The sequence below is a fragment of the Gordonia sp. PP30 genome, from assembly GCF_023100845.1.
In the GTDB taxonomy this organism is placed as follows: domain Bacteria; phylum Actinomycetota; class Actinomycetes; order Mycobacteriales; family Mycobacteriaceae; genus Gordonia.
The window spans coordinates 104,102-125,580 of the sequence record NZ_CP095864.1; the positions used below are offsets into that span (position 1 = coordinate 104,102).

Below are 21,479 nucleotides of genomic sequence, written 5' to 3' on the forward strand. Positions count from 1 at the left end.
CGAAAGGACCCCGGGTCCGGCGCCGCCGCCTTGCGGTCAGGCGTTGAGGCTGACCTCGTCGTCATGCTCCACGCTCCGCGCCGCCTCCTGGGCGCGGCGACGCCAGGTCCGCACGATCACCAGCGCGCCGGCGGCCGCGATCACGACCGCCGCAGCGACGGTGCCGCCGATCAGCGGACCGCTCGCGTCGAGCAGGCCCTCGGTGAGCAGCCAGATCGCGAAGCCGAAGAAGAGTGCGGCGGCGGCCAGCGCGATGGTGCGCTCGGGCAGGTGCTTCCCGAGCAGCCGCCCGACGAGGATGGCCACCGCATCGGCCGTCACCATGCCGAGCGTCGAACCGATCCACACGCCGAGCCAGTTGTGGTCGGTGGCCAGCGTGATGGTGGCGAACATGGTCTTGTCGCCCAACTCGGCCAGCATGAACGCGCTCATCACCGCGAGGAACACCGAGCCGCCGACACGGCCGGCCTTGGTGGACTCGTCGTCCGACAGTTCGTCGCCCCGCAGCGTCCACAGCGCGAAGGCCAGCATGGCGAGGCCGCCGGCGATCGACATCAGGTGGGTGGGGATCGACAGGCCCAGGTAGTGGCCGAAGAACACGGACACCGCGTGCACCAGCGTGGTGGCGACGAGGATCGCACCGAGGACCACCCACCAGCGGTAGCGGAGAGCGTAGGTGAGCGCCATGAGCTGCGACTTGTCGCCGAGTTCGGCGACGAAGATCACGCCGAAGCCGAGGAGGAGTGCCGCTGTCATGTGAACCAGGCTAGGCATGCCTGCCCCGGGGCCGCAACAGATGGAATAGCCGCATATATGCAGGTAGGAGCGCCGCAAGAAGAGATTCGGGTACCCGTACGGAGTCGGCCGGGGTACCCGGCGTCGCCGGGGCCGTCGCGGGCACCAGGCACAATGGCAGCTGTGTCTCATGCCCTCGATACGCGAGCGCGCCCGATCACCGGCCCGCTGCGCCCGCTGGAGATCGCGATCGTCGCCATCCTGTCGGGCCTGACGGTGGTGGCCGTGGTGGTCGCCGCCGTGATCCCGATGGGGCAGGCCGCCGGCCTGCTGGCCCCGGTCCCGATCGCGCTCATCGCCGCTCGTACCCGGCCGCGTGCCGTCGTCGCCGCGTCGGTCACCTCGACGGCGGTGACCTTCGCGGTCGCCGGCCTCGGTGCCGCGCTCTCGGTGCTGGCCGCGGCGGTGGTCGGCGCGGTGGTCGGCGACGTCCGTCGGCGCGGCGGTGGGCTGCTGATGCTCCTGCTGGTCTCGCTGATCGTGGCACCGCTGCTCTCCGCGGTCTCGGTGCTGGCCCTGTGGATCCTGGTGCCGCTGCGGAAGCTGGCGCTCGAGGTTCTGGAGAACCTGATCAGCGGTGTCGGCAAGGTCCTGGTCTGGATCGGCAAGGCGATCACGCGCGGCCTGCACGCCGCGGGTTCCGAGGCCACCGTGTCGTGGCAGGGCGCCGGCGACTGGTTCGCCGGACTCGGCAAGAACATCGTCGACTACTGGTGGGCATGGATGCTCATCTCCGGCGCTGTCGGCTCGTTCCTGTCGTTGCTGGTGGCCTGGTGGATCCTGCACGGCGTGGTCGACCGGCTCGCCCACATCCGCATGCAGGACACGCTCGACGCCGAGGGCGACCTCACCGCCGACGAGCCGATCGAGCCGCTGCCGTTGCGCATGGTCGGTGTCGGCTACCGCTACCCGGACACCGGCGTCGACGTCCTCACCGGAATCGACCTGACGCTGCTCCAGGGCGAGTTCGTCGCCGTCGTCGGCGCGAACGGCTCGGGCAAGTCGACGCTGTCGAAGCTGCTGGCCGGCACCCCGGCCACCATCGGTGTCGTCGACCGTCCCGGCGACCCGGGACTCGGCAGGCTGGGCGGCACCGCGATGGTGCTGCAGCGGCCGGAGGCCCAGATGCTGGGTTCGCGGGTGGCCGACGACCTGGTCTGGGGTCTGCCCGACGACGCGCACGTCGACATCGACGCGCTGCTCGAGGAGGTCGGCCTCGGTGGGCTGGGCGAACGGGAGACCTCGGATCTGTCCGGCGGCCAGCAGCAACGACTCGCGGTCGCCGCCGCCCTGGCCCGGCGGCCCAAGCTGCTGATCGCCGACGAGGTGACCTCGATGGTCGACCCGGCCGGGCGCCACGACTTGATCGAGATCCTCGCCGCGCTGCCGCGCACCCGCGGGATCACCGTCGTGCTGATCACGCACCGTGACTCCGAGGCGCGCGCCGCCGACCGGGTGATCCACCTGGAGGGCGGGCGGATCGTCGAACACTCCCCGGAGTGGATGCGGCCCGAGGAGCACACGCCTGCCCTGCCCGCGGTGACGCCCGACCACGATCCGCTGCTGGTGGTGCACGACGTCTCGCACACGTACCTGCCCGGATCGCCGTGGGAGGTGACCGCGCTGCACCACGTGAGCCTGCAGGTCAACCGGGGTGACGGACTGCTGATCGTGGGCGGGAACGGCTCGGGCAAGACCACGCTGGCCTGGATCATCGCCGGGCTGATCGAGCCGTCCGGCGGCGAGGTGCTGCTGCACGACGAGCCGATGACCGATCAGGTCGGCAGCGTCGGCCTCGGATTCCAGCACGCACGACTGCAGCTGCAGAAGACCACCGTCAGCGACGAGATCATGGCGGTCGGCGGCGAATCGGTCACCACCACCGAGGTCGGCCGGGTGCTCGACCTCGTCGCGCTGCCCCGGCAGATCGCCACCCGCCGCGTCGACTCGCTGTCCGGCGGCCAGATGCGGCGCGTGGTGCTGGCCTCGCTGGTCGCCGCCGAGCCCGACGTGCTGGTGCTCGACGAGCCGCTGGCCGGCCTCGATCCCGGCGCCCGCGAGGAGGTCCTCGATGTGCTCGCCGGGCTGCGGCGCGGCGGCATCACCATCATCATCATCTCCCACGACCTGGAGGCGCTCGACCGCGTCTGCAACCGCCGGGTGGAACTGATCGACGGCGTCCTGGAGGCACGACGATGACCATGCGCACTCCGCCGCTGCGGCAACTGCCCGGCGACTCCCCGGTCCACCGGCTCTGGGCGGGCACCAAACTCATCGTCGTGCTCGCGCTGGGCGTGATGACGTGGGTGCTGCCGAGCTGGCCCAGCCTGATCTTCGTGGCGATCTGCGTCCTGGTGTTCGCCGTGGTCGCCGGGATCCCGCTCGGCGCCATCCCGCGTCCGCCGTGGTGGTTCTGGGTGCTGATCCTGGTCGGTATGGGCGTCACCGCGCTGTCCAGCGGGGGATCGGGCGTCGTCGTCTTCCTGCGCAGCACCGTGCTTGGGCTGGTGGTGCTGGCGATGAGCATCCTCGTCGTCTGGACCACGCCGATGGCCGAGATCGCTCCGGCGATCGCCCGCCTGATGGGACCGCTGCGGCTGCTGCGTCTCCCGGTGGACGAATGGGCGGTGACCATCGCGCTGTCGCTCCGCGGTCTGCCGATGCTGATGGAGGAGATGCGGATGCTGCGGGCCTCGCACCGGCTGCGCCCGACGTCGTCGCCGAAGTCCGGGCATCCATCGGCCGAGATGACGATCATCGACCTGGTGGTCGCCGCCCTGAGTTCGGCGATGCGCCGGGCCGCCGAGATGGGCGAGGCGATCACCGCGCGCGGCGGCACCGGACGGCTCACCGCCTACCCGTCGCGGCCGGGCCGGGCCGACGCCGTCACGCTGATCCTGGTGGCCGCGGCGTGCGCGGCGGCCATCACCCTCACGGTGGTGCTCCGATGACGCAGCAGCCCGGACCGGTGCCGTCCGGGACGCCCGCGCCCGTCGCGCCGGGGGCGCCCGCCACCGGGGAGAGCGACCGGCTCTGGAAGTACCTCGCGATCTTCGTGGGGATGTCGATCCTGCTCAGCGCGATCTTCGCGGTGATCGACAGCGTGATCGGCGGCTCGGTGAGCGGGGTGAGTGCGCTGGTGCCGTTCTTCGCGGCGGCCACCGCCGTCGACGCCTTCGTGAAGCGGCACCTGCGGGTCCTCACCCCGGCCGAGAAGTGGTGGCTGATCTGGTGGTCGTTCGGGATCACCGTCGCCTGGGCGGTGGTCGTGGGCGGGACGGTGCTGGCCGCATCGGGATACGCCGGTCAGATCTGGGACGAGATGGGTGTCTGGCTGCCGATCCTGCTGGTCATCGGCGCCGCGGTCAGCTTCCTCGCGATCTGGGCGGGCTACGCCTGGTGGCCGAGGCGATCGCTGCGGAACCGCACCCGCTACCTGGAGCGTCAGGCCGCCAAACGCCGCTGAGCGGCGCCGATCGGGGACCGGCCGGGTACTCCGTGCGCCGGGGGTGCCGGTAGACCGTCGCGGATGCGGTCATGATTCCCGCATCCGCGACGTTCTGCGAATCGCGCACGACGAGTAGCGCGCCGCGCGATCCGAGCGGACGAAGCCCCGGATAGCCCGTTGAGCCGGTGAGGAACCTTTCGACGGGGCTCTAGATAAACTTCGTGACGAACCGTGTCGAAACGACCCCCGACATGCTGCCCGAGCCCGGTCGTGTGGTCGGCATGTCGTGCATCCCCGAATACCGGTCCACGGGGGAACATTCCCCTCGTGACCCGGTATTCGGCAACGGCCGACGTGCCGCCGGGTTAGCTCGGGCAGTGAGCGGTGAAACTCCAGGCCGTGCCGTCCTGGTCGGCGGTCACGCGGACGGTGACCTCCTTCGACGCGCCCGGCGGGACGTTGACGGTCAGCGAGCCCACGCCGGGACCCGCCAGCGGGTGGTTGAACTTGTTCCTGCTCTCCGACCCGCGCCATCCGGTGGTCGCGATCTGGCGTCCCTGGTAGATCACATCGAGCTTGTCGGGCTGATCCTGCATGTCGTAGGTGATGTCGAAGGCGGTCGGACCACTGCGACCGAGGTTCACCGGGAAATTCTGCGGCCGGGCGTCGTAGCCGCCGTTCGGAACGGTCACCTTGCCACACGGCCGGACGGGCGCGGTGTAGGTCGGATCCTGCTTCTTCTTCGGCTGGCTCGTGGTCGGCGGCCGACTGTAGCGCGGGTCCTTGGTGCCGTCGGCGTGGGCGGCGGCGGGGGCGATGAGCATCGCGCCGGCGGCTGCGGCGCCGGCGACGGTGCCGATCAGGCGGGTACGGCTGGTCATGGGGGAATTCCCTCCCTGGGTTCGCGGTAGAACGAGCTGTTCTCGGGGCGACTGCCTGGCAGTCCGCCATTCAACCTAGGGATCGCACATCGCGTTGTATGTCGGCGAAAGGGAGGAAAGTGCTGTTCAGGGCGCCCCCACTTCTCAGGGCAGGGAGCAGACGACGGCGCCCACTCCGTTTCCGGAGTGGGCGCCGTCGTCGTACTGCGAACTGCGGGTGAGGTCTGTCGTTACGGAACGATCAGGCCGTCCGCGGCGGTCGCGCGAGCGAACCGCGCGGCGGCATCCTCCCAGTTGACGACGTTCCACCAGGCCTTGACGTAGTCCGGCTTCACGTTCTGGTAGTCGAGGTAGAAGGCGTGCTCCCACATGTCGAGCATGACGACCGGGATCAGGGCGGCGGAGGTGTTGCCGCTCTGGTCGGTCAGCTGCTCGATCACCAGGCGCTTGCCGATGGTGTCGTAGCCGAGGATCGCCCAGCCGCTGCCCTGCAGGGTGGTGGCCGCGGCGGTGAAGTGCGCCTTGAAGGGCTCGAAGCCGCCGAAGTCGCGACCGATGGCCTCGGCGAGGTCGCCGGTGGGCTCGCCGCCGCCGTTGGGCGAGAGGTTCTTCCAGAAGATCGAGTGGTTGGTGTGACCACCGAGGTGGAAGCCGAGGTTGGCGCTCAGGCCGAAGACCTTGCCCTGGATGTCACCGGCCGCGCGGGCCTCTTCCAGCTTCTCCAGGGCGGTGTTCGCGCCGGCCACGTAGGTGGCGTGGTGCTTGTCGTGATGGAGCTCCATGATCTTGCCGGAGATGTGCGGCTCCAGGGCGCCATAGTCGTAGTCGAGATCGGGCAGGGTGTAGACAGCCACGGTCATCCTCTTCTTTCGCTGTGCGTTATTCGTACTCGGTCCAATTTCTACCCTTCCCCTTCCCGCGGCGGTGCGCAAGGGTTGCGCCCGGGCCCCCGCCGCGTCCGCGAAAAGGGTCAGAGAAGGATGATCAGCGCGATCGCGACGATGATCAGAGCGATGGTCGCGGCGATCGCCAGGCACTGACCGCCCACGTTGTAGACCGGCCACGATTCGGACCGCCGGGTCACTGAGCCCGACCGGGTCACCGATTGCCTCGTCGTCACGGCGTCATCCTCGTTCTCGGTCACAGGTGGTGACGCACCTCACAGGTGCGATGGTGCCCACAGGCTACCGGTGCGGACCGTTCGGCGAAACCCCGGGCCCCGCGGCGCACCGCCGGAGGCGCCGGGGGGAGTCGTACGCTGGAGGCATGAGCATCTTCGATCGCCTGCAAGCCGCCGCCGACGTCAAGCGCGTGATGGTGGATCCCGCGCACGCCCTGCCGGGACGCGACGAGGAGATGCCGGTGCCGGCCGTTCACGCGGTGCTCGGGCACCCGTTGCGCGGCGAACCGGAGGCGGACGGGTCGTACGCGAACGGGGGCGTCGGCACCTTCGACGGCGGCCTGCGTGCGGTGGTGCTGGCCGGCGGCTGCTTCTGGGGCGTCGAGGAGATCCTGTGGGGGGTGCCGGGCGTGTATACGACGGCCGCGGGCTACGCGGGCGGCTACACCCCGAACCCGACGTACGAGGAGGTGTGCACCGCCAAGACCGGCCACACCGAATCGGTGCTCGTCGTCTTCGATCCGGCGCAGGTCAGCCTGGACGAACTGCTCGCGGTGTTCTTCACCGCGCACGATCCGACGCAGGAGATGCGGCAGGGCAACGACATCGGCACCCAGTACCGCTCGGCGGTCTTCACCTTCGCCGAGGACGACAACGAGGCCGCGGTGGCGGCCGCGCGGCGCTTCGAGCCGGTCCTCGCCGAGGCCGGCTACGGCCCGGTGACCACCGAGATATCCCTCCTCGACGATGCTGGGGCGGGCCGCTTCTTCTACGCCGAGCCGTATCACCAGCAGTACCTGCACAAGAATCCCAACGGCTACCGCTGTCACGCGGCGACCGGGCTGACGTTCCCGACCGCGGGCTAGTCCCGGTGACCGAGCGCATCTCGGCCGAACAGTGGAACCGGACCCTGCTGGTGCGTCAGCACCTGGTGGAGCGGGTCGCGGAGGAACCCATCGAGGTGATCGACCGCTGCGTGGGAGTGCAGTCGCAGGATCCGCGGGCGGCGTTCTTCGCGCTCTGGTCCCGCATCGACGGCTTCGACCCCGCGGAGCTCGACGCGCTCCTGACCGACCGCGAGGTGGTCCGGATGGCGCTGCAGCGCGGCACCGTGTTCCTGATGGACGGCCTCGACGCCCGATGGATCCGCGGGGCGGTGCAGCCCGCGCTGGAGGCGTCGCTCACGAGCAATCATCTGCGCAAGCTCGGCGACGTGGACCCCGCGGCCGTCGTCGAGGCGGCCCGGCGGCTGTTCGACGACGACGGCGGCGAGCACGGGATCTCGGCCGCGCGGCTGCGCACGGAACTGACCGGGCGGTGGCCGCAGGCGCCGGCGGATTCGCTGACGTCCGTCGCGCGCGCCCGGTTGCCGCTGGTGCAGATTCCACCGCGTGGACTGTGGGGCCGCAGCGGCGCGCCGTCGTACGTGCTCCTCGACCACTGGATCGGGCCGGGTGAGCCCGCGCTGATCGGCGACGAGGCGCGCAAGGACCTGATCCGCATGTACCTGCGCGGCCACGGGCCGGCGTCGGCCGCCGCGGTGGCCGCCTGGAGTGGGCTGTCGGGTCTGCGTCCGTTGCTCGACGCGATGGAGGCCGACTGGGAGCTGGTGAAGCTCGCCGGACCGGACGGCCGGGAGCTGTACGACCTGGACGGTCTGGCGATCGCCGAGGGCGATCAGCCGGTGCCGGTGCGTCTGCTCGCGCCGTACGACGGGGTACTGGTGGCCAACGCCGACCGTGACCGCGTCGCCGATCGGGACGTGTACGCGCGGACGGTGACGGCCAACGGGCGCTCGCCGGGGTTCGTGCTCGTCGACGGCCGGCTCGCCGGGACCTGGCGACTGGGCTCGGGAAGCGTCGAGCTGACGGAACTGGTCGACCTGCACCCCGCTCAGCGCGCCGAGGTGGAGCGCGAAGCCGCACTGCTGGCGGAGTTCGCGGCGGGGTGACCCGAAGCGTTCCGCGGTGGGCGTCACACGATCGGTGGACCCGCAGAAACCACCGCGACACGCAACTCGCAAGCACTGCTTCAGAGTGTCGTTGCGAGTGTTGTCCACACGTTGTCCACAGGCCGGGGTGTGGGACGCCCGGGTGGCCGTCGGCAAACCCGGAGGTGACGCACAGGCATCCGGGAGTCTCAAATCGCCCGAAAATGTGAGGTCCGCGTCACATTTTGATTGTCGACCTCGCTGTTGTCCACAAATCCACAGGGTTATGCACAGCGCGACGGGTGGCATGTGGACCATGTGGACAACCCGGCCGAATCCGCCCTGTGGATAACTATTGGGACGAATTCGATGAACCGTCGCAACCGGATCACGCCGCGATGTGGTAGGGATTCCGCGCCCGTCTTCGACCGGCAAGCCCGGTGCCTCCGGGGCGATCTGTGGGAACATGGTCGACGTGAGCATGGACATCGAACAGATCGACGTCGCCGACCTCCCGGACGACTTCACCGATGTCACCGATCGCACGCTGCTGGACGTCCGCGAGGGCTACGAGTGGGAGTCCGGGCACGTGCGCGGTGCACTGCACATCCCGCTGGACGACGTCCCGGGGCGGTTCGACGAGATCGACCTCGACGCCGACCTGCTAGTGGTCTGCCGCACCAGCGGGCGCAGCTTCCGGCTGGCGCAGTATCTGGCCATGCGGGGCATCGACGCGACCGTCGTGCACGGCGGCATGGTCGCCTGGGAAGCCGCGGGCAAGCCCGTGGAGACGGGCCCGGAGCAGTCGGCGTGATGCTCGACGTCTGCCTGTCGTGCCGGATCCAGGCCGAACACCAGCCGGGCCGCGCCACCTGCCCGCGGTGCGGCCGGCCGCTCACCGTGCTCGATGAGACCACTCGCCGGCCGGTCGCCGGCGGCCCGGCTCCGGCCCCCGCCGCGGCGGCGGCTCCCACTCCGGCCGTCCGCCGCACACCGACTCGGCCCGCGCCGCCGCGGTTGCGCTGGGTGGCGCATCGCCCCGCCGACACGCTCCCGCCGCGGCCGTCCCCGGCACCACGGCGACGCACCGTTCCGGCACGCTACGGCCAGATCCCGCGCTGGGGTCTGTTCGACGTCGTCGCGCCGCCCGCCGAGGAGGCGGGCACCGATCCGGCCGCGTCGCTGCGCCGCTGGCTGACGTTCCTGTGGCCGTTCCTGGTGGCGGCCGCGGTGATGCAGCTCCTGCGGTACGTGACGCTGATGGTCAACCGCTCGCGCCCCATCCCCGCGTGGTGGGATCTGGGCACGCTGGCCCTGGTGATGCTGTGCGGCTGGGTGGCCGCGGCGGGCGTCGTGGTCGGGCTCTACTACTTCACGCGCTGGATGATCCAGGTGCGTGCGGACTCGTATGCGCTGGCCGGGCGGAGCGATCCACGACCGGCATGGGCCGTGCTGCTGATGACCGCGCTGATCTTCGTCAACGTCGTGGGTGCGCCGTTCGCGCTGGTCGAAGCGGCGCGTGCGGCCGGTGGTCCGGGCGTCGCCCGGGTGGAGCGGGCCGTCCGGCGGGTGGCCGTGGCGTGGGGGCTGGTCAACCTGATCGGCGCGATCGCGCTCGCCTACCGCATCGCCTGCCTGTTCACCGACAGCGTGCAGACCGGCGCCGACGCGATGGCCTGGGCGACCCTCGCCTTCGCGGCCTCCGCGGTGTTCGCCCGGTGGCTCGGTCCGCGCCTGGACAAGGTGGTGGTGACCGGCGACGAGGTCGCCTCGGCCCCGCCGCGACGATTGGTGGTGGCGGCATGAACTCGGACGTGTCCCGCTCGGGGAAGCCGGCGGTCGTCGCCCACCGGGGTGCGTCGGCCGACCATCCCGAGCACACGCTCGCCGCCTACGAGGCCGCGCTGTCCGAGGGTGCGGACGGCCTGGAATGCGATGTCCGGCTGACGGCCGATCATCAGCTGGTGTGCGTGCACGACCGCACCATCGATCGCACCTCCGACGGCGTCGGCGTGGTCAGCGAGATGACGCTCGCGCAGTTGCGCCAGTACGACTTCGGGTCGTGGAAGGGCGGTAAGCCCGCGTCGGTGCTGACCCTGCCGGAACTGCTGGAACTGACGCTCGACTGGCGGCGCCCGGTGCGGCTCTTCATCGAGACCAAGCATCCGGTGCGCTTCGGCAGCCTGGTGGAACAGCGGTTGCTGGAGACCCTGCACGAGTTCCGGGTCGGTGCGCCGCCGTCCGCCGATCACAGCCGGGCCGTGGTGATCTCGTTCTCGGCGTCGGGGATCTGGCGGGTGCGCCGCGCCGCGCCGATGCTCCCCACCATCCTGCTGGGCGAGACCCTGCGCGGCATCAGCGCCGGTGCCGCGACCGCGGTGGGCGCCACCGGCGTCGGACCGTCCGTGCAGACCCTGCGCAGCCATCCGGAGCTGGTGGATCGGGCCGCGGCGAGCGGCCGCGTCACCTACGCGTGGACCGTCGACGAGCGCAGCGACGTGCAGTTGTGCGCCGACCTCGGGGTGCGCTGGATCGCCACCAACCACCCGGCGCAGGTGCGCGACTGGCTGGTCACCGTCGACTGATCCGGGCGGGATGAGAAGCTAGGCAGCATGGCTAAGAAGAGCAAGCGGAGAGCACCGTCGGGAAGCAGCAACCGCGCCGAGCGCGTCGCGGCGCGCAAGGCACGGCAGGCGGCGGCGCTCGCCGGGCCGGTGCGGCCCTTCGCGGCGCTGCCGACCGCGGAGTGCGATCTGGTGGCCATGCGCGCGTTCATCGCGTCGGCGACGGCACAGGTGCGGTTCGTCGACGGGTTCGACGCCCCCAACGAGGTGGACTTCGTGACCATCCTCCCCGGCGCGGTGCCCGGTCTGGTGCGGACCCGGGACGCGTCGAAGTGGGGGAAGTTCGCCGCCGAGCGCGGCCTGACCGGCATCGTGACGCAGGGCCTGGCCGCCCTGCAGACCGATCCGGAGCCCGCCGACCTGGCCGATTCCCTCGCCACCGTGCTCGGCTGGGCGGCCAAGGCCGCGTCCGGCAGTGAGTTCCGCGGCGCGGATTCGCCGGGCGGCCTGGCCGGTGTCGTGGATCCGTCCGCCGCCCTCGACGTGATCGTCTACCCGGACTTCGACTGGTGGTTCGGCGACGACGCCGACGTGACCCCGCAGGTGCGGGCGATGCTCGAGCGCGCCAACGAGACCATCATGCCGACCGCGCGGCTGACGCCGCCGAGTGGTGTCGGCGCCCCGTGGTGGGTGGACGCCGGCGACCGCGCGCATCTGCGCTGGGTGCGTCCCGAGGACGAGGACGCGCTGATGAAGGCGATGGCCAAACTGCACGCGGCCGGCCGGCTGACGATGGGCGAGGGCTCGCGGTTCGCCGGGTCGTTCCGCACGCACGGTCTGGTGGTCCCGGTGTTCGACCTGGACAACGAGCGGCACCACGAGGAGTGGTACGGCGCGCTCGACGCGCTGGACAAGGCGTTCGCCGAGGCCCTGGCCGACGACTCCGACCTCACCGCCGCCGAGCGCAGCTCGCGCGCCGGGATCCTGGGCCGGCAGGTCACCCTGCGCTGACGCCCGCGCGCCGGTCGGGTGGAGTCCGCGCCGATCGCGAGGTCGAACGGCGACCGCCGTTCACGACACCGCGCCGCCGGTGTCCGAGAGCAGGTCCGCCGGGATCGACTGGCCCCTGCGCAGGTAGTCGAAGAAGTCGTGCGTCGACTGGCCGACGGCCAGTGAGTCGCCGTCGTCGGTGTACTCCGGGCCGCCGGTGGGCACCGTCGTGGTGATGGTGTCGCCGCGCAGCTTGTAGGCGAGCCACGCCAGGTTCCAGAGGTGGTCACCCTCGGCGACGGTCAGCGAGTCCACCGCGCCGTTGAGGAACGGGAACAGCCGGAACGGGTTCAGCAGCACACCCGGGCTCGACCCCTTGTGCATCAGCGCGGTGAGGAACTTGCGCTGGTTCACCACGCGTTCCAGGTCGGCGTTCGGGAACGCGCGGGTGCGCACCAGCCCCAGCGCTTGCGCGCCGTTGAGCTTCTGGCAGCCGGCCTTCAGATGAAGGCCGGCCTTGGGGTCGTGCAACGGCTGGTCCAGGCACATCGTCACCCCGCCGACGGCGTCGACCAGCCGGTCGAAACCACCGAAGCCGATCTCCGCGTAGTGATCGATGCGCAGGCCGGTGAGGTTCTCGACGGTCTGCACCAGCAGTTTCGGCCCGCCCTCGTTGAATGCCGCGTTGATCTTGTGGCTGCCCATGCCGGGGATCGGCACGTAGAGGTCGCGCGGGATGCTGATCAGCATCGGCTTCCCGCGCGGCGGCAGGTGCGCCAGCATGATCGTGTCGGTGCGGGCGCCGTCGCTGTCACCGGTGGCGAGCTTGTCCTTCTGCGCCTGGCTCAGATCCGCGCGCGAGTCGGTGCCAACGATCAGCCAGGTAGTGCCGGGCGTGTTCGACGGCCGGCCGCTGTACGACGCGAGCGCGTCGGTGCGGTGCAGCTTGCTGTCGTAGTAGAACATCAGGCCGACCGGGGTGATCACCAGCACCAGCAGAATCACCAGGAACCAGGGCAGGATCCGGCGCTTGCGGCGGCGATGCCGGACCTTCTTCGGCTTCTTCGCCGAGCCCTGATCCGGCCCGGCGGGCGGGCGCCCGTCGCCGCCGTCGCGGGGACGACGGCTGCGGGAACCGGCCGACCGCTCGGCGGGTGACGGTCCGCGGGCGTCGGCGGGGCGTCGTCCGGCCGGTCGCGGGCCGCCCGGAACGGGTTCGGGTTCCTGCCGCGGCGCGTAGCCGTCGGGGGCCACCGCGGGGAGGGGTTCGCGCTGGTCGTCGGGGGCGCCGGGGAGCGTGCGCGCCCAGCGCGGATCCGGACGGGGCGGGCCCGGTCGGGGCGGCGGATCGGCGGACCAGGCCTGCGGAGGCGGGGGTGCCACCGGGCCCGGGGCGTAGGCGGTCGGCGGTTCGACGTGCCGGGGCCGTTCGTGCTGGCCGCGGGCGGGCGGCGGCTGCTGCTGACCGGCGGGGTGCCGCGGGGGCGGCGGCAGGGGACGGCCGGGCGCGGGCTGTGCCGGTGCGGGCCGGCCCTGCGCGGGCGGGGGCACCGGTCGTCGCGGCGGCCTGCCGGGCGGATTGTTCGGGGCTCCCTCGCGGCGGCCGCCGTCGCCAGGCATGCGCGGCGGCTGCGGAGGCTGAGCGTTCATCGTCGCAAGAGTACCGGCGGGTGATCAGAAGAGGCTGAATCCGGCGGGGGAATGCGCAGGGAAAATGCGTGGCGCGCCGCACGCGCGGTGCCGTAGCGTGTCGCGGGCAATCAATCGGAAAGGCAAGAAATCATGTCCGCGTTCCCGGTGACACTCACCGGTCAGTCCAATGTCCGCCTCTGGGCCCACGAGCACCAGATCGAGCAGGCCGCGCTGAATCAGCTGCGCAACATCGCCCGGCTCGACCCCGTGCGACAGGTGGCCGTCATGCCCGACGTCCACCTCGGCAAGGGTGCCACGGTCGGCTCCGTGATCGCGATGGAAGACGCCGTCTCGCCCGCCGCGGTCGGCGTCGACATCGGCTGCGGCGTCGCCGGGGTCAAGACCTCGCTCACCGCGTCCGACCTGCCCGATGGCCTCGGCGCGCTGCGCTCGGCGATCGAGGCGGCCATTCCGGTCGGCTTCAAGGTGCACAAGCAGCAGGTGCGCACCCGCCGGTTCGGTGGCGCCGTCGAGCGGCAGTCCAATCACCTCTGGGAGGCGGCGAAGGGGCTGCACGCCAACGTGTCTCGTGCGATGGACCGGGCGCCCAAGGCGGTCGGCACCCTCGGCGGCGGCAATCACTTCATCGAGGTGTGCCTGGACGACGGCGACGCGGTGTGGCTGACTCTGCACTCGGGTTCGCGCAACATCGGCAAGGAGCTCGCCGAGCGGCACATCGCGACCGCGAAGGGCCTGGCGCACAATCAGGACCTGCCCGATCGCGACCTGGCCTACTTCCTGTCGGGTTCGGCGGAGATGGACGCCTACCTCTACGACCTGCGGTGGGCGCAGGACTACGCGGCCCACTCCCGCGCGGTCATGATGGCGCTGTTCCGCGGTGTCGTCGCCGAGCAGTTCCCGCAGGCGGCCTTCACCGACGAGATCAACGTCCACCACAACTACGTGGGCAGCGAGACGGTCGACGGCGCCGAGTACGTGGTGACCCGCAAGGGTGCGATCCGCGCGGGCTCCGGCGACCTCGCGCTGATCCCCGGGTCGATGGGCACCGGCAGCTACGTGGTCCGCGGGCTCGGCAATCCGGCGTCGCTCTACTCGGCGTCGCACGGGGCCGGCCGGCGGATGAGCCGCACCGCCGCCAAGCGGACCTTCACCGTCGACGACCTGCGCGCGCAGACCGACGGGATCGAGTGCCGCAAGGACGCCGGCGTGGTCGACGAGATCCCGGGCGCCTACAAGGACCTGGACTCGGTGATCGAGGCGCAGTCGAACCTGGTCGAGGTGGTGACCCGCCTCCGGACCATCCTCTGCGTCAAGGGCTGATCGATCATCATCGAAACCGCGCTCGCCGGACCCCGGCTACTCCGTGAGGACCCCCTCAACGGGCCGCGACGAAGGTTCCGTCGTGGCCCGTTGGGGACCTCTCGGAGCGCGGCGAGGGTCTGTCGCGGCCCGTTTGTGGACCTCTCGTAGCGCGACGGGGGTCCCGCTGCGGTCTGTTGGGGACCTCTCGGAGCGCGGCGAGGGCCCCGCTGCGGCCCGTTCGCGGATCTCCTCGTAGCGTGGCGAGGGCCCCGCTACCGCCCGTCGGGGACCCCTCGTAGCCCGCCCCGCCGGTGAGGAGCCTTTCGACGGGGCTCTAGATAAACTTCGCGACGAACCGTGTCGAAACGCCCCGCGGATCGAGTCGTCGGCCCGCCTACGACTCGATCCACTCGAGGTCAGCGCGGCTCGAGGACCTGGAAACCGGTGAAGGTGGCCAGCTCGTCGGGCAGGACCACCGAGCCGTCGGGCTGCTGGTGGTTCTCCAGGATCGCCACGATCCACCGGGTGGTCGCGAGCGTTCCGTTCAGGGTCGCGGCGGTCTGCGGCTTCCCGTTCTCGTCGCGGTAGCGGGTGGCGAGCCGTCGTGCCTGGAACGTGGTGCAGTTCGACGTCGAGGTGAGTTCGCGGTAGGTGTTCTGCGTGGGGATCCAGGCCTCGCAGTCGAACTTGCGCGACGCCGAGCTGCCCAGGTCGCCGGCGGCGACGTCGATCACCCGGTAGGGCACGTCGATGGCGGCGAGCATCGACTTCTCGAAGTCGAGGAGCTTCCGGTGCTCGGCCTCGGCGTCCTCCGGCTTGCAGTAGACGAAGCCCTCCACCTTGTCGAACTGGTGGACCCGGATGATGCCGCGGGTGTCCTTCCCGTACGACCCGGCCTCGCTGCGGAAGCACGTCGACCAGCCGGCGTACCGCTTGGGACCGTCGGACAGATCCAGGATCTCGTCGGCGTGGTACCCGGCCAGCGGCACCTCCGAGGTCCCGACCAGGTACAGGTCCTCCTTGTCGAGGTGATAGACCTCGTCGGCGTGCGCACCGAGGAACCCGGTGCCGCCCATCACCTCGGGCTTCACCAGCACCGGCGGGATCATCATGGTGAAACCGGCGGCGGTGGCCTTCGCGGCGGCCATGTTCAGCAGGCCGAGCTGCAGCATGGCGCCGGGGCCGGTGAGGAAGTAGAACCGCGAGCCGGAGACCTTGGCGCCGCGGCCCATGTCGATCAGGCCGAGCTTCTCGCCGAGTTCGAGATGGTCCTTCGGGTCGGCGATCTCCCGCGGTGAGCCGACGTGCTCGAGGACCACGTAGTCGTCCTCGCCACCCGGCGGGGTCTGCTCCGAGATGACATTCGAGATGGCGCGGTGCGCGGCGGTGAACGTCTGCTCGGCGTCGTTCTGACGGGCGACGGCCGCCTTGACCTGCTCGGCGAGCTCCTTGCCGCGGGCCAGCAGCGCGGCCTTCTCGTCGCCGGACGCCTTGCCGACGAGCTTGCCGAAGCCCTTCTGCTCGTTGCGGAGGGCGTCGGCCTCGGCGATCGCGGCACGACGCGCCGCATCGGCCTCCAGCAGCTGGTCGACGAGGCCGGGATCCTCACCACGGGCACGCTGCGAGTCGCGGACCAGATCGGGGTTCTCCCGCGCAATCTTCAGGTCAATCACGACTCACTAGCCTACTCGCGACGCACCCTCCACCAGCACCAGGCATGATGGACGACGATGAGTTCTCCCGAAGAAGACAACCGCGACGCCGGTGACGCCGCTCCCGCGCGCCGCATCTCGGCGACCCGCCTGGTCGTCGCGCTGGTCGCGGTGCTGGTCGGCGCGGTGGCGGCCGGCGGGGTGCTCTTCGCCCGCGGTGGTTTCTCCGACAGCGCGAAGCTCGGCGACACCGTGATCGGCGAGGGCAGCTCGTACACCGAGACCGATTTCACCCGTTCGCAGGCCGGCGACTGCCTCACCTGGGGCGACGGCGCGGCCGGCACCCCGGCGAAGGTCGATTGCGCCGACCAGCACCGGTTCGAGGTGGCCGGCACCGTCGATACCGCCCAGTTCCCCGGATCGGAATTCGGCCCGACGGCGCCGTGGCCCGGACCCGAGCGGTTCGCCGCCATCCGCGACGAACAGTGCGGCGTGATCGTCGACCGCTACCTCGGCGGTGGCCTGGATCCGCAGGGCCGGCTCGCGGTGGGCCTGATGTACCCGCCGAAGGCGCAGTGGGAGCGCGGCGCGCGCGTGCTGCGCTGCGGTATCGAGCAGCCCGGCCCGAATGGCGCTCAGGAGCTTTTCGCCGGTCGCGCCGCCGACACCGACCAGTCGTTCGCCTGGCCCGACGGCACCTGCATCGGATTCGACGACGCCACCCGCAAGCCGACCGGCGAGCCGGTCGACTGCGCGGAACCGCACGCCTTCCAGACCACCGGCGTGGTCGACCTGTCGCAGCGCTTCGGTTCCCGTGACTCCGGCAAGCCGTGGCCGGGCGTCGCCGCGCAGAACGACTATCTCAAGACGATCTGTCCCAACCAGACCAACCGATTCTTCGGCGGCGCCAAGAAGTTCGATAACACCACCCTCAACGTCCAGTGGTCGGTGATCTCCGAGGTGAGCTGGATGACGGGCAGCCGTCGCGTGGTCTGCTACGTCGCCGTGCCCGATCGTGGTGGCTTCGCCAAGCTGGTCGGTGACGCCCGCCAGCAGGTCCTGGTCAACGGCAAGCTTCCGGTGCCGCCGGCCCAGGGTCCGCCCGGACGCGCGCTGCCGACCCCGGTGCCGTTGCCGCCCGGGTATTCGCCGAACGGCCAGGAAGTCCCGGCCCCCTCGGGAGGGTGACGATGGCCGTCGCGATGTCCGACGAGAACTTCGAGATCCTCGTCGGTGAAGCGCTCGATCTGCTCCCCGAGGAGCTGATGCGCGCCATGGACAACGTGGTGATCATGATCGAGCCGTTCAACCCGGAGAACCGGAACCTGCTCGGGCTCTACACCGGCGTCGCGCTGACCCAGCGCACCACCCAGTACGCCGGGTTCCTGCCCGACACCATCGAGATCTACCGCGACATCATCCTGTCCGTCTGCCGCACCCCCGACGAGGTCCGCCAGCAGGTCGCCATCACCGTCCTCCACGAGATCGGCCACCACTTCGGCATCGACGACCACTGGCTGGAAGACCACGGCTGGGGCTGAGGCGGACGAGGCACCCGCCGACATCCGAGACGGTGGCGGGTGACTCGGATGGTGCCGGGTGCCTCGTCGGCGTCGTCGGCCGTCGCGGACCCGATCGACGGGCCCCGTGGCTCAGCCTTCGCGGATGGTCATCCTGGTGAGCTTGTCTCCGTCGACGTCGAAGACGAACTTCGAGCGGCCGTTCGCGTGCGTCGAGCGCCAGTCGCCGACGACGGTGACCCGGCCGCCGTCCGCGTCGGCCTCCTCGACGGTGAGGGTGCCGTTCGAGCCGATGAACTCCTTGTCGCTCCACTGTTTGATCGCCGCCCGGCCGGTGAAGATCCGGCCCCAGTCGTCGACCACGCCGTCGTCGGTGAAGGCGTCGAGGAAGCCGTCCTCGTCGTGCGCGTTGACCCGGGCGAGGAAGGCGGCGACGGGTTCGGGGATGGGTGGTGTCATGGGACTCTCCTGTCGTATGCGGGTGATCGGGTTCAGCGGGTGGTGTAGCCGCCGTTGGCGAAGATGGTCTGACCGGTGATCCACCATCCGTCGGTGGCGAGGAACGCGACGATCGGTGCGATGTCCTCGATCCGGGTCAGCTGGCCGCCCATGGCCTGCGACTTGTGGAAGGCGACGCGCTCGGGCGTCTCCTGACCGTAGAAGAACGGCGTGTCCATCGGGCCGGGCGCCACGGCCGTCACCGAGATGCCGCGGTCGGCGAATTCCTTGGCGGCGGCCCGGGTGAAGTGCTCCACCGGCGACTTGCCGCCGGCGTAGGTCGAGTAGCCGTCGGTGAAGGCGGCCAGCAGCGACGTGACGATCGTGATGACCTTGCCGTGGTCGGCGAGGCGGGTGCCGGCTTCCTTGAGGAAGAAGTACGCGGACTTGGCGTTCACGTCGAACATCGAGTCGTACTCGTCCTCGGTGGTCTCCACGATGGGCTTGCGCAGTACCTTGCCGACGGTGTTGACCGCGACGTCGATCGTCCCGATTCCGGCTTCGGCCTCCTCGAACAGCCGCGTGACGTTGTCGGGAACGGTGAGATCCGCCTGGATCAGCACGCCCTTGACCCCGGCGCCCTGGACGGCGGCCAAGGTCTCCTCCGCATCCGCGCGGCTCGCCTCGGAGTTGAAGTGGATGGCGACGTTCGCCCCCGCCGCGGCCGACTGCCGGGCGATCAGGCCGCCCAGATTCTTGGCGCCGCCGGCGATGAGGACGTTCTTTCCCGCGAGTGTGTACTCGGCCATGTCTGCTCCATATCGTTGGTATGTAGCACCATATCGGTGATACAGACGCTAGCATAGCAACATGACAGAGACTGCGAACAGTGATACACGGGAGCGGATGATCGTCGCCGCCGCCGACCTGATCGCCTCGGCGCCCGGCGAGGACTTCTCGCTGCGTGCGGTCTGCGACGCCGTGGGCGTCAAGATGCCCACCCTGTATCACTTCTTCGGGTCCAAGCAGGGGCTCATCGAGGCCGTGATCGAGCGGGGCTTCGACCTGTATCTCGGGGAGAAGTCCGCCATGGAGTCGTCGGGCGATCCGATTCAGGACATCCGTGCGGGCTGGGATGCGCACGTGGCTTTCGGGCTGGACAACCCGGGTTTCTACACGCTGATGTACGGGAAGGTCCGCCCCGGCTACTCGCCCGCCGCGCAGGGGAGGGCGACCGCGATCCTCGGCGCGCTCACCGAGCGGGCGGCACGACAGGGCAGGCTGGCGGTGCCCGCCGAGCAGGCGGCGGCGCACGTGCTGGCGACCAACATCGGCGTCACCCTGCGCCAGATCATCCAGGCGACCCCCGATCCGGCGCTCTCGGACGCCGTGCGGGAGGCCACACTCGCCGCGATCACCGGCGCGGGCGTGCGGACCGACAGTCCGCTCGCCGCCGCGATCGAGATCGCGGCGGCGAACCCCGAGGTTCTGGGCGGGACCGAGACGCGTCTGCTCATCGAATGGCTCGGGATGCTGGACGCGTCGGCCGGCAGGTGAGGCCCGGGCGGATCTCCCGGACCCCGGTGCGGGCGCGTCTCAGCCGAGGGGTTCGACGTCGTCGGACACGAAGTCGGTGCGGTTGCCCCAGCGCAGCAGTCGCCAGCCGTCGTCGGTGAGTTCCAGGTCCACCGAGTCGGTGTTGCGGAGGTGATTGCGCAGGGCGAACTCGGCGTCGACGCCGGCCAGATGCGCGGCGATCAGGCGGATGGCGGCACCGTGCGAGACCAGGTAGACGTCGCGTGCGGCGTCCCCGCGCAGGTTCTCCGCGGCGAGACGGTCGATCACCGGCAGGTACCGCCGGTGCAGCATCTCCAGGGATTCGCCGCCGGGCAGCCGGGTGTCGAGGTCGCCGCGGTGCCAGGCGTGGACCACCTGGCGGAAGGTCTCGTGCGCCTCGCGATCGCTGCGGTCTTCGAGGTCGCCGGCCTGGACCTCGTGGACGTCGTCGATCGCGGCGGTGTCGATCCCCCACGCGGAGGCGATGAGCTCGGCGGTCTGTCGTGCCCGGCGCGCCTGTGAGCTGAGCAGCACGGCGGGGGCGGTCAGCGGATTGGTCAATCCGAACCGGATCCCCTGGCGGGCGCCGAAATCGGTGAGGTTCGCACCGGGCAGCGCGGTGTCGAGCCGCTGCAAGACGTTGGAGGTGGTCTCGCCGTGGCGGACCAGATGAAGCCGCGCCATGTCAGTCGCCGCCTTCGCGCAGCGCCGCGAACCAGGTGACGCTCTCCGAGTGGTCGGGCGGCGGCGTGGCGCCGCCGTTGCGGTCCGCGGGCCAGGAGCCGAGGAACACCACGCGCTCGACGCTCCGGTGCAGCGCGCGGAGTGCCTCGCCCACCGCGGCGTCATCGATGTGCCCGGCCGCATCGAGGTAGAAGCGGTACTGGCCGGCCGCGCCGGCTCCGCGCGGGCGGGACTCGATGCGCGTGAGATCGACTCCGCGAGAAGAGAACTCGGTCATCGCCGCGACCAGGCTGCCGGGTGCGTTCGGCAGATCGAGGATCACCGACGTGCGGTCCGCGCCGGTGCGCGCCGGCGGGGTGCCGGGACGTCCGAGGAGAAGGAAACGCGTCACCGCGTCGTCGGCGTCGGCGACGTGTTCGGCGAGCGGGGTCAGGTCGTGCAACTCTGCCGCGATCGGCGTGGTGACGGCCGCATCCGCCCGGCCCTCGGCCACGTCGAGGGCCGCGCCGGAATTCGATGAGGCGAGGACGAACTCCGCATTCGGGAACGCCGCGGCGACGCTCTCGCGCACCTGTGCCGAGGCGACCGGATAGGCGGCGATGGTCCGGACGTCGCCGGCCGGGATGTCCCCGCGGGCGGCGATCGTGAAGGCGATGTCGAGGGCGACCTCGGCGTACGCCTGGACCCGGTGCTCGTCGCCCTTCGGGACCAGCGCATCCATCGTCGCGGGGACCGAACCCTCCAGGGAACTGTCGATCGGCACGCAGGCGTAGTCCGCGGCGCCGTCTCGCACCATCGCGACGGCGGCGGTGGGGGAGCCCGCGGCGACCGTCTGGGCGGCGTCGTCGACCGCGACCGCGCCTCGGTCGAGCAGGCATTTCAGCGCCATCTCGGTGAAGGTTCCGGCGGGGCCGAAGTAAGCGAAGGTGGGCACGAGCCCAGGGT

23 protein-coding genes are annotated in these 21,479 nt (G+C 70.8%); 13 read left to right on the forward strand and 10 right to left on the reverse strand.

Annotated elements, in window-relative coordinates; all coding sequences use genetic code 11:
• Positions 1 to 36: 36 nt before the first annotated feature.
• Positions 37 to 756 carry a TMEM165/GDT1 family protein gene (locus MYK68_RS00505; protein WP_247865684.1) on the reverse strand — a complete coding sequence of 240 codons (720 nt, stop codon included), beginning with the start codon at positions 754 to 756 and terminating at the stop codon, positions 37 to 39.
• 153 nt (positions 757 to 909) lie between these two features.
• Here MYK68_RS00505 and MYK68_RS00510 point away from each other — a divergent pair, with 153 nt between their 5' ends.
• From MYK68_RS00510 to MYK68_RS00520, 3 genes are read left to right on the forward strand one after another with little or no spacing between them, the layout of a single operon-like run.
• Positions 910 to 2,994 (forward strand): ABC transporter ATP-binding protein, encoded by a 2,085-nt coding sequence (locus MYK68_RS00510; protein WP_502798290.1) that lies wholly within the window; start codon positions 910 to 912, stop codon positions 2,992 to 2,994.
• Complete coding sequence (locus MYK68_RS00515) at positions 2,991 to 3,746, forward strand: energy-coupling factor transporter transmembrane component T family protein (protein WP_247865686.1); 756 nt, start codon at positions 2,991 to 2,993, stop codon at positions 3,744 to 3,746. The genes MYK68_RS00510 and MYK68_RS00515 overlap by 4 nt, the downstream gene beginning before the upstream one ends.
• On the forward strand, positions 3,743 to 4,261 hold the full coding sequence (locus tag MYK68_RS00520) for an ABZJ_00895 family protein (protein ID WP_247865687.1): 519 nt from the start codon (positions 3,743 to 3,745) through the stop codon (positions 4,259 to 4,261). The genes MYK68_RS00515 and MYK68_RS00520 overlap by 4 nt, the downstream gene beginning before the upstream one ends.
• A gap of 347 nt (positions 4,262 to 4,608) precedes the next feature.
• Here the strand turns inward: MYK68_RS00520 and MYK68_RS00525 are convergent, their stop codons facing one another.
• From MYK68_RS00525 to MYK68_RS00535, 3 genes are all read right to left on the reverse strand, one after another.
• Entirely contained in the window at positions 4,609 to 5,124 is a 516-nt protein-coding gene (locus MYK68_RS00525) for a cupredoxin domain-containing protein (RefSeq protein ID WP_247865688.1), read from the reverse strand.
• A gap of 230 nt (positions 5,125 to 5,354) precedes the next feature.
• Positions 5,355 to 5,978, reverse strand: coding sequence for a superoxide dismutase (locus MYK68_RS00530; RefSeq protein WP_247868135.1), 624 nt, complete (start codon positions 5,976 to 5,978; stop codon positions 5,355 to 5,357).
• A gap of 116 nt (positions 5,979 to 6,094) precedes the next feature.
• Entirely contained in the window at positions 6,095 to 6,244 is a 150-nt protein-coding gene (locus MYK68_RS00535; protein WP_247865689.1) for a hypothetical protein, read from the reverse strand.
• Between the two features lie 146 nt (positions 6,245 to 6,390).
• On the opposite strand from MYK68_RS00535, the gene msrA reads away from it, so the two are divergent.
• From msrA to MYK68_RS00565, 6 genes are all read left to right on the forward strand, one after another.
• Positions 6,391 to 7,110, forward strand: a complete 720-nt coding sequence (msrA, locus tag MYK68_RS00540) for a peptide-methionine (S)-S-oxide reductase MsrA (protein WP_247865690.1) — start codon at positions 6,391 to 6,393, stop codon at positions 7,108 to 7,110.
• Between the two features lie 5 nt (positions 7,111 to 7,115).
• Positions 7,116 to 8,195, forward strand: coding sequence for a winged helix DNA-binding domain-containing protein (locus MYK68_RS00545; protein ID WP_247865691.1), 1,080 nt, complete (start codon positions 7,116 to 7,118; stop codon positions 8,193 to 8,195).
• A gap of 460 nt (positions 8,196 to 8,655) precedes the next feature.
• Complete coding sequence (locus tag MYK68_RS00550; protein WP_247868136.1) at positions 8,656 to 8,988, forward strand: rhodanese-like domain-containing protein; 333 nt, start codon at positions 8,656 to 8,658, stop codon at positions 8,986 to 8,988.
• Positions 8,985 to 9,980 (forward strand): DUF4328 domain-containing protein, encoded by a 996-nt coding sequence (locus MYK68_RS00555; RefSeq protein WP_247865692.1) that lies wholly within the window; start codon positions 8,985 to 8,987, stop codon positions 9,978 to 9,980. Before MYK68_RS00550 ends, MYK68_RS00555 begins: the two co-directional genes overlap by 4 nt.
• Positions 9,977 to 10,759 (forward strand): glycerophosphodiester phosphodiesterase family protein, encoded by a 783-nt coding sequence (locus tag MYK68_RS00560; protein ID WP_247865693.1) that lies wholly within the window; start codon positions 9,977 to 9,979, stop codon positions 10,757 to 10,759. The genes MYK68_RS00555 and MYK68_RS00560 overlap by 4 nt, the downstream gene beginning before the upstream one ends.
• Positions 10,760 to 10,786: 27 nt before the next feature.
• Entirely contained in the window at positions 10,787 to 11,749 is a 963-nt protein-coding gene (locus MYK68_RS00565) for a DUF5926 family protein (protein WP_247865694.1), read from the forward strand.
• A 60-nt stretch (positions 11,750 to 11,809) separates the two neighbouring features.
• Here MYK68_RS00565 and MYK68_RS00570 read toward each other — a convergent pair whose 3' ends face one another.
• Entirely contained in the window at positions 11,810 to 13,378 is a 1,569-nt protein-coding gene (locus tag MYK68_RS00570; RefSeq protein WP_247865695.1) for an LCP family protein, read from the reverse strand.
• Between the two features lie 132 nt (positions 13,379 to 13,510).
• Here MYK68_RS00570 and MYK68_RS00575 point away from each other — a divergent pair, with 132 nt between their 5' ends.
• The gene (locus tag MYK68_RS00575; protein ID WP_247865696.1) at positions 13,511 to 14,701 is read left to right on the forward strand and encodes an RtcB family protein; all 1,191 of its coding nucleotides are present in this window, start codon (positions 13,511 to 13,513) and stop codon (positions 14,699 to 14,701) included.
• Between the two features lie 398 nt (positions 14,702 to 15,099).
• On the opposite strand, the gene serS is transcribed toward MYK68_RS00575, so the two are convergent.
• Positions 15,100 to 16,356, reverse strand: coding sequence for a serine--tRNA ligase (serS, locus tag MYK68_RS00580; protein ID WP_247865697.1), 1,257 nt, complete (start codon positions 16,354 to 16,356; stop codon positions 15,100 to 15,102).
• A 57-nt stretch (positions 16,357 to 16,413) separates the two neighbouring features.
• Here serS and MYK68_RS00585 point away from each other — a divergent pair, with 57 nt between their 5' ends.
• Positions 16,414 to 17,523 (forward strand): septum formation family protein, encoded by a 1,110-nt coding sequence (locus tag MYK68_RS00585; protein WP_247865698.1) that lies wholly within the window; start codon positions 16,414 to 16,416, stop codon positions 17,521 to 17,523.
• Positions 17,524 to 17,525: 2 nt separating this feature from the next.
• On the forward strand, positions 17,526 to 17,876 hold the full coding sequence (locus MYK68_RS00590) for a metallopeptidase family protein (RefSeq protein WP_247865699.1): 351 nt from the start codon (positions 17,526 to 17,528) through the stop codon (positions 17,874 to 17,876).
• 111 nt (positions 17,877 to 17,987) lie between these two features.
• Here the strand turns inward: MYK68_RS00590 and MYK68_RS00595 are convergent, their stop codons facing one another.
• The gene (locus tag MYK68_RS00595) at positions 17,988 to 18,314 is read right to left on the reverse strand and encodes a nuclear transport factor 2 family protein (RefSeq protein WP_247865700.1); all 327 of its coding nucleotides are present in this window, start codon (positions 18,312 to 18,314) and stop codon (positions 17,988 to 17,990) included.
• 32 nt (positions 18,315 to 18,346) lie between these two features.
• The gene (locus MYK68_RS00600; protein WP_247865701.1) at positions 18,347 to 19,102 is read right to left on the reverse strand and encodes an SDR family oxidoreductase; all 756 of its coding nucleotides are present in this window, start codon (positions 19,100 to 19,102) and stop codon (positions 18,347 to 18,349) included.
• A gap of 61 nt (positions 19,103 to 19,163) precedes the next feature.
• On the opposite strand from MYK68_RS00600, the gene MYK68_RS00605 reads away from it, so the two are divergent.
• Positions 19,164 to 19,850 carry a TetR/AcrR family transcriptional regulator gene (locus MYK68_RS00605; protein ID WP_247865702.1) on the forward strand — a complete coding sequence of 229 codons (687 nt, stop codon included), beginning with the start codon at positions 19,164 to 19,166 and terminating at the stop codon, positions 19,848 to 19,850.
• A gap of 39 nt (positions 19,851 to 19,889) precedes the next feature.
• Here MYK68_RS00605 and MYK68_RS00610 read toward each other — a convergent pair whose 3' ends face one another.
• The gene (locus MYK68_RS00610; RefSeq protein WP_247865703.1) at positions 19,890 to 20,534 is read right to left on the reverse strand and encodes a histidine phosphatase family protein; all 645 of its coding nucleotides are present in this window, start codon (positions 20,532 to 20,534) and stop codon (positions 19,890 to 19,892) included.
• Between the two features lies 1 nt (position 20,535).
• Positions 20,536 to 21,468, reverse strand: coding sequence for a prephenate dehydratase (pheA, locus tag MYK68_RS00615; RefSeq protein ID WP_247865704.1), 933 nt, complete (start codon positions 21,466 to 21,468; stop codon positions 20,536 to 20,538).
• Positions 21,469 to 21,479: the final 11 nt, after the last annotated feature.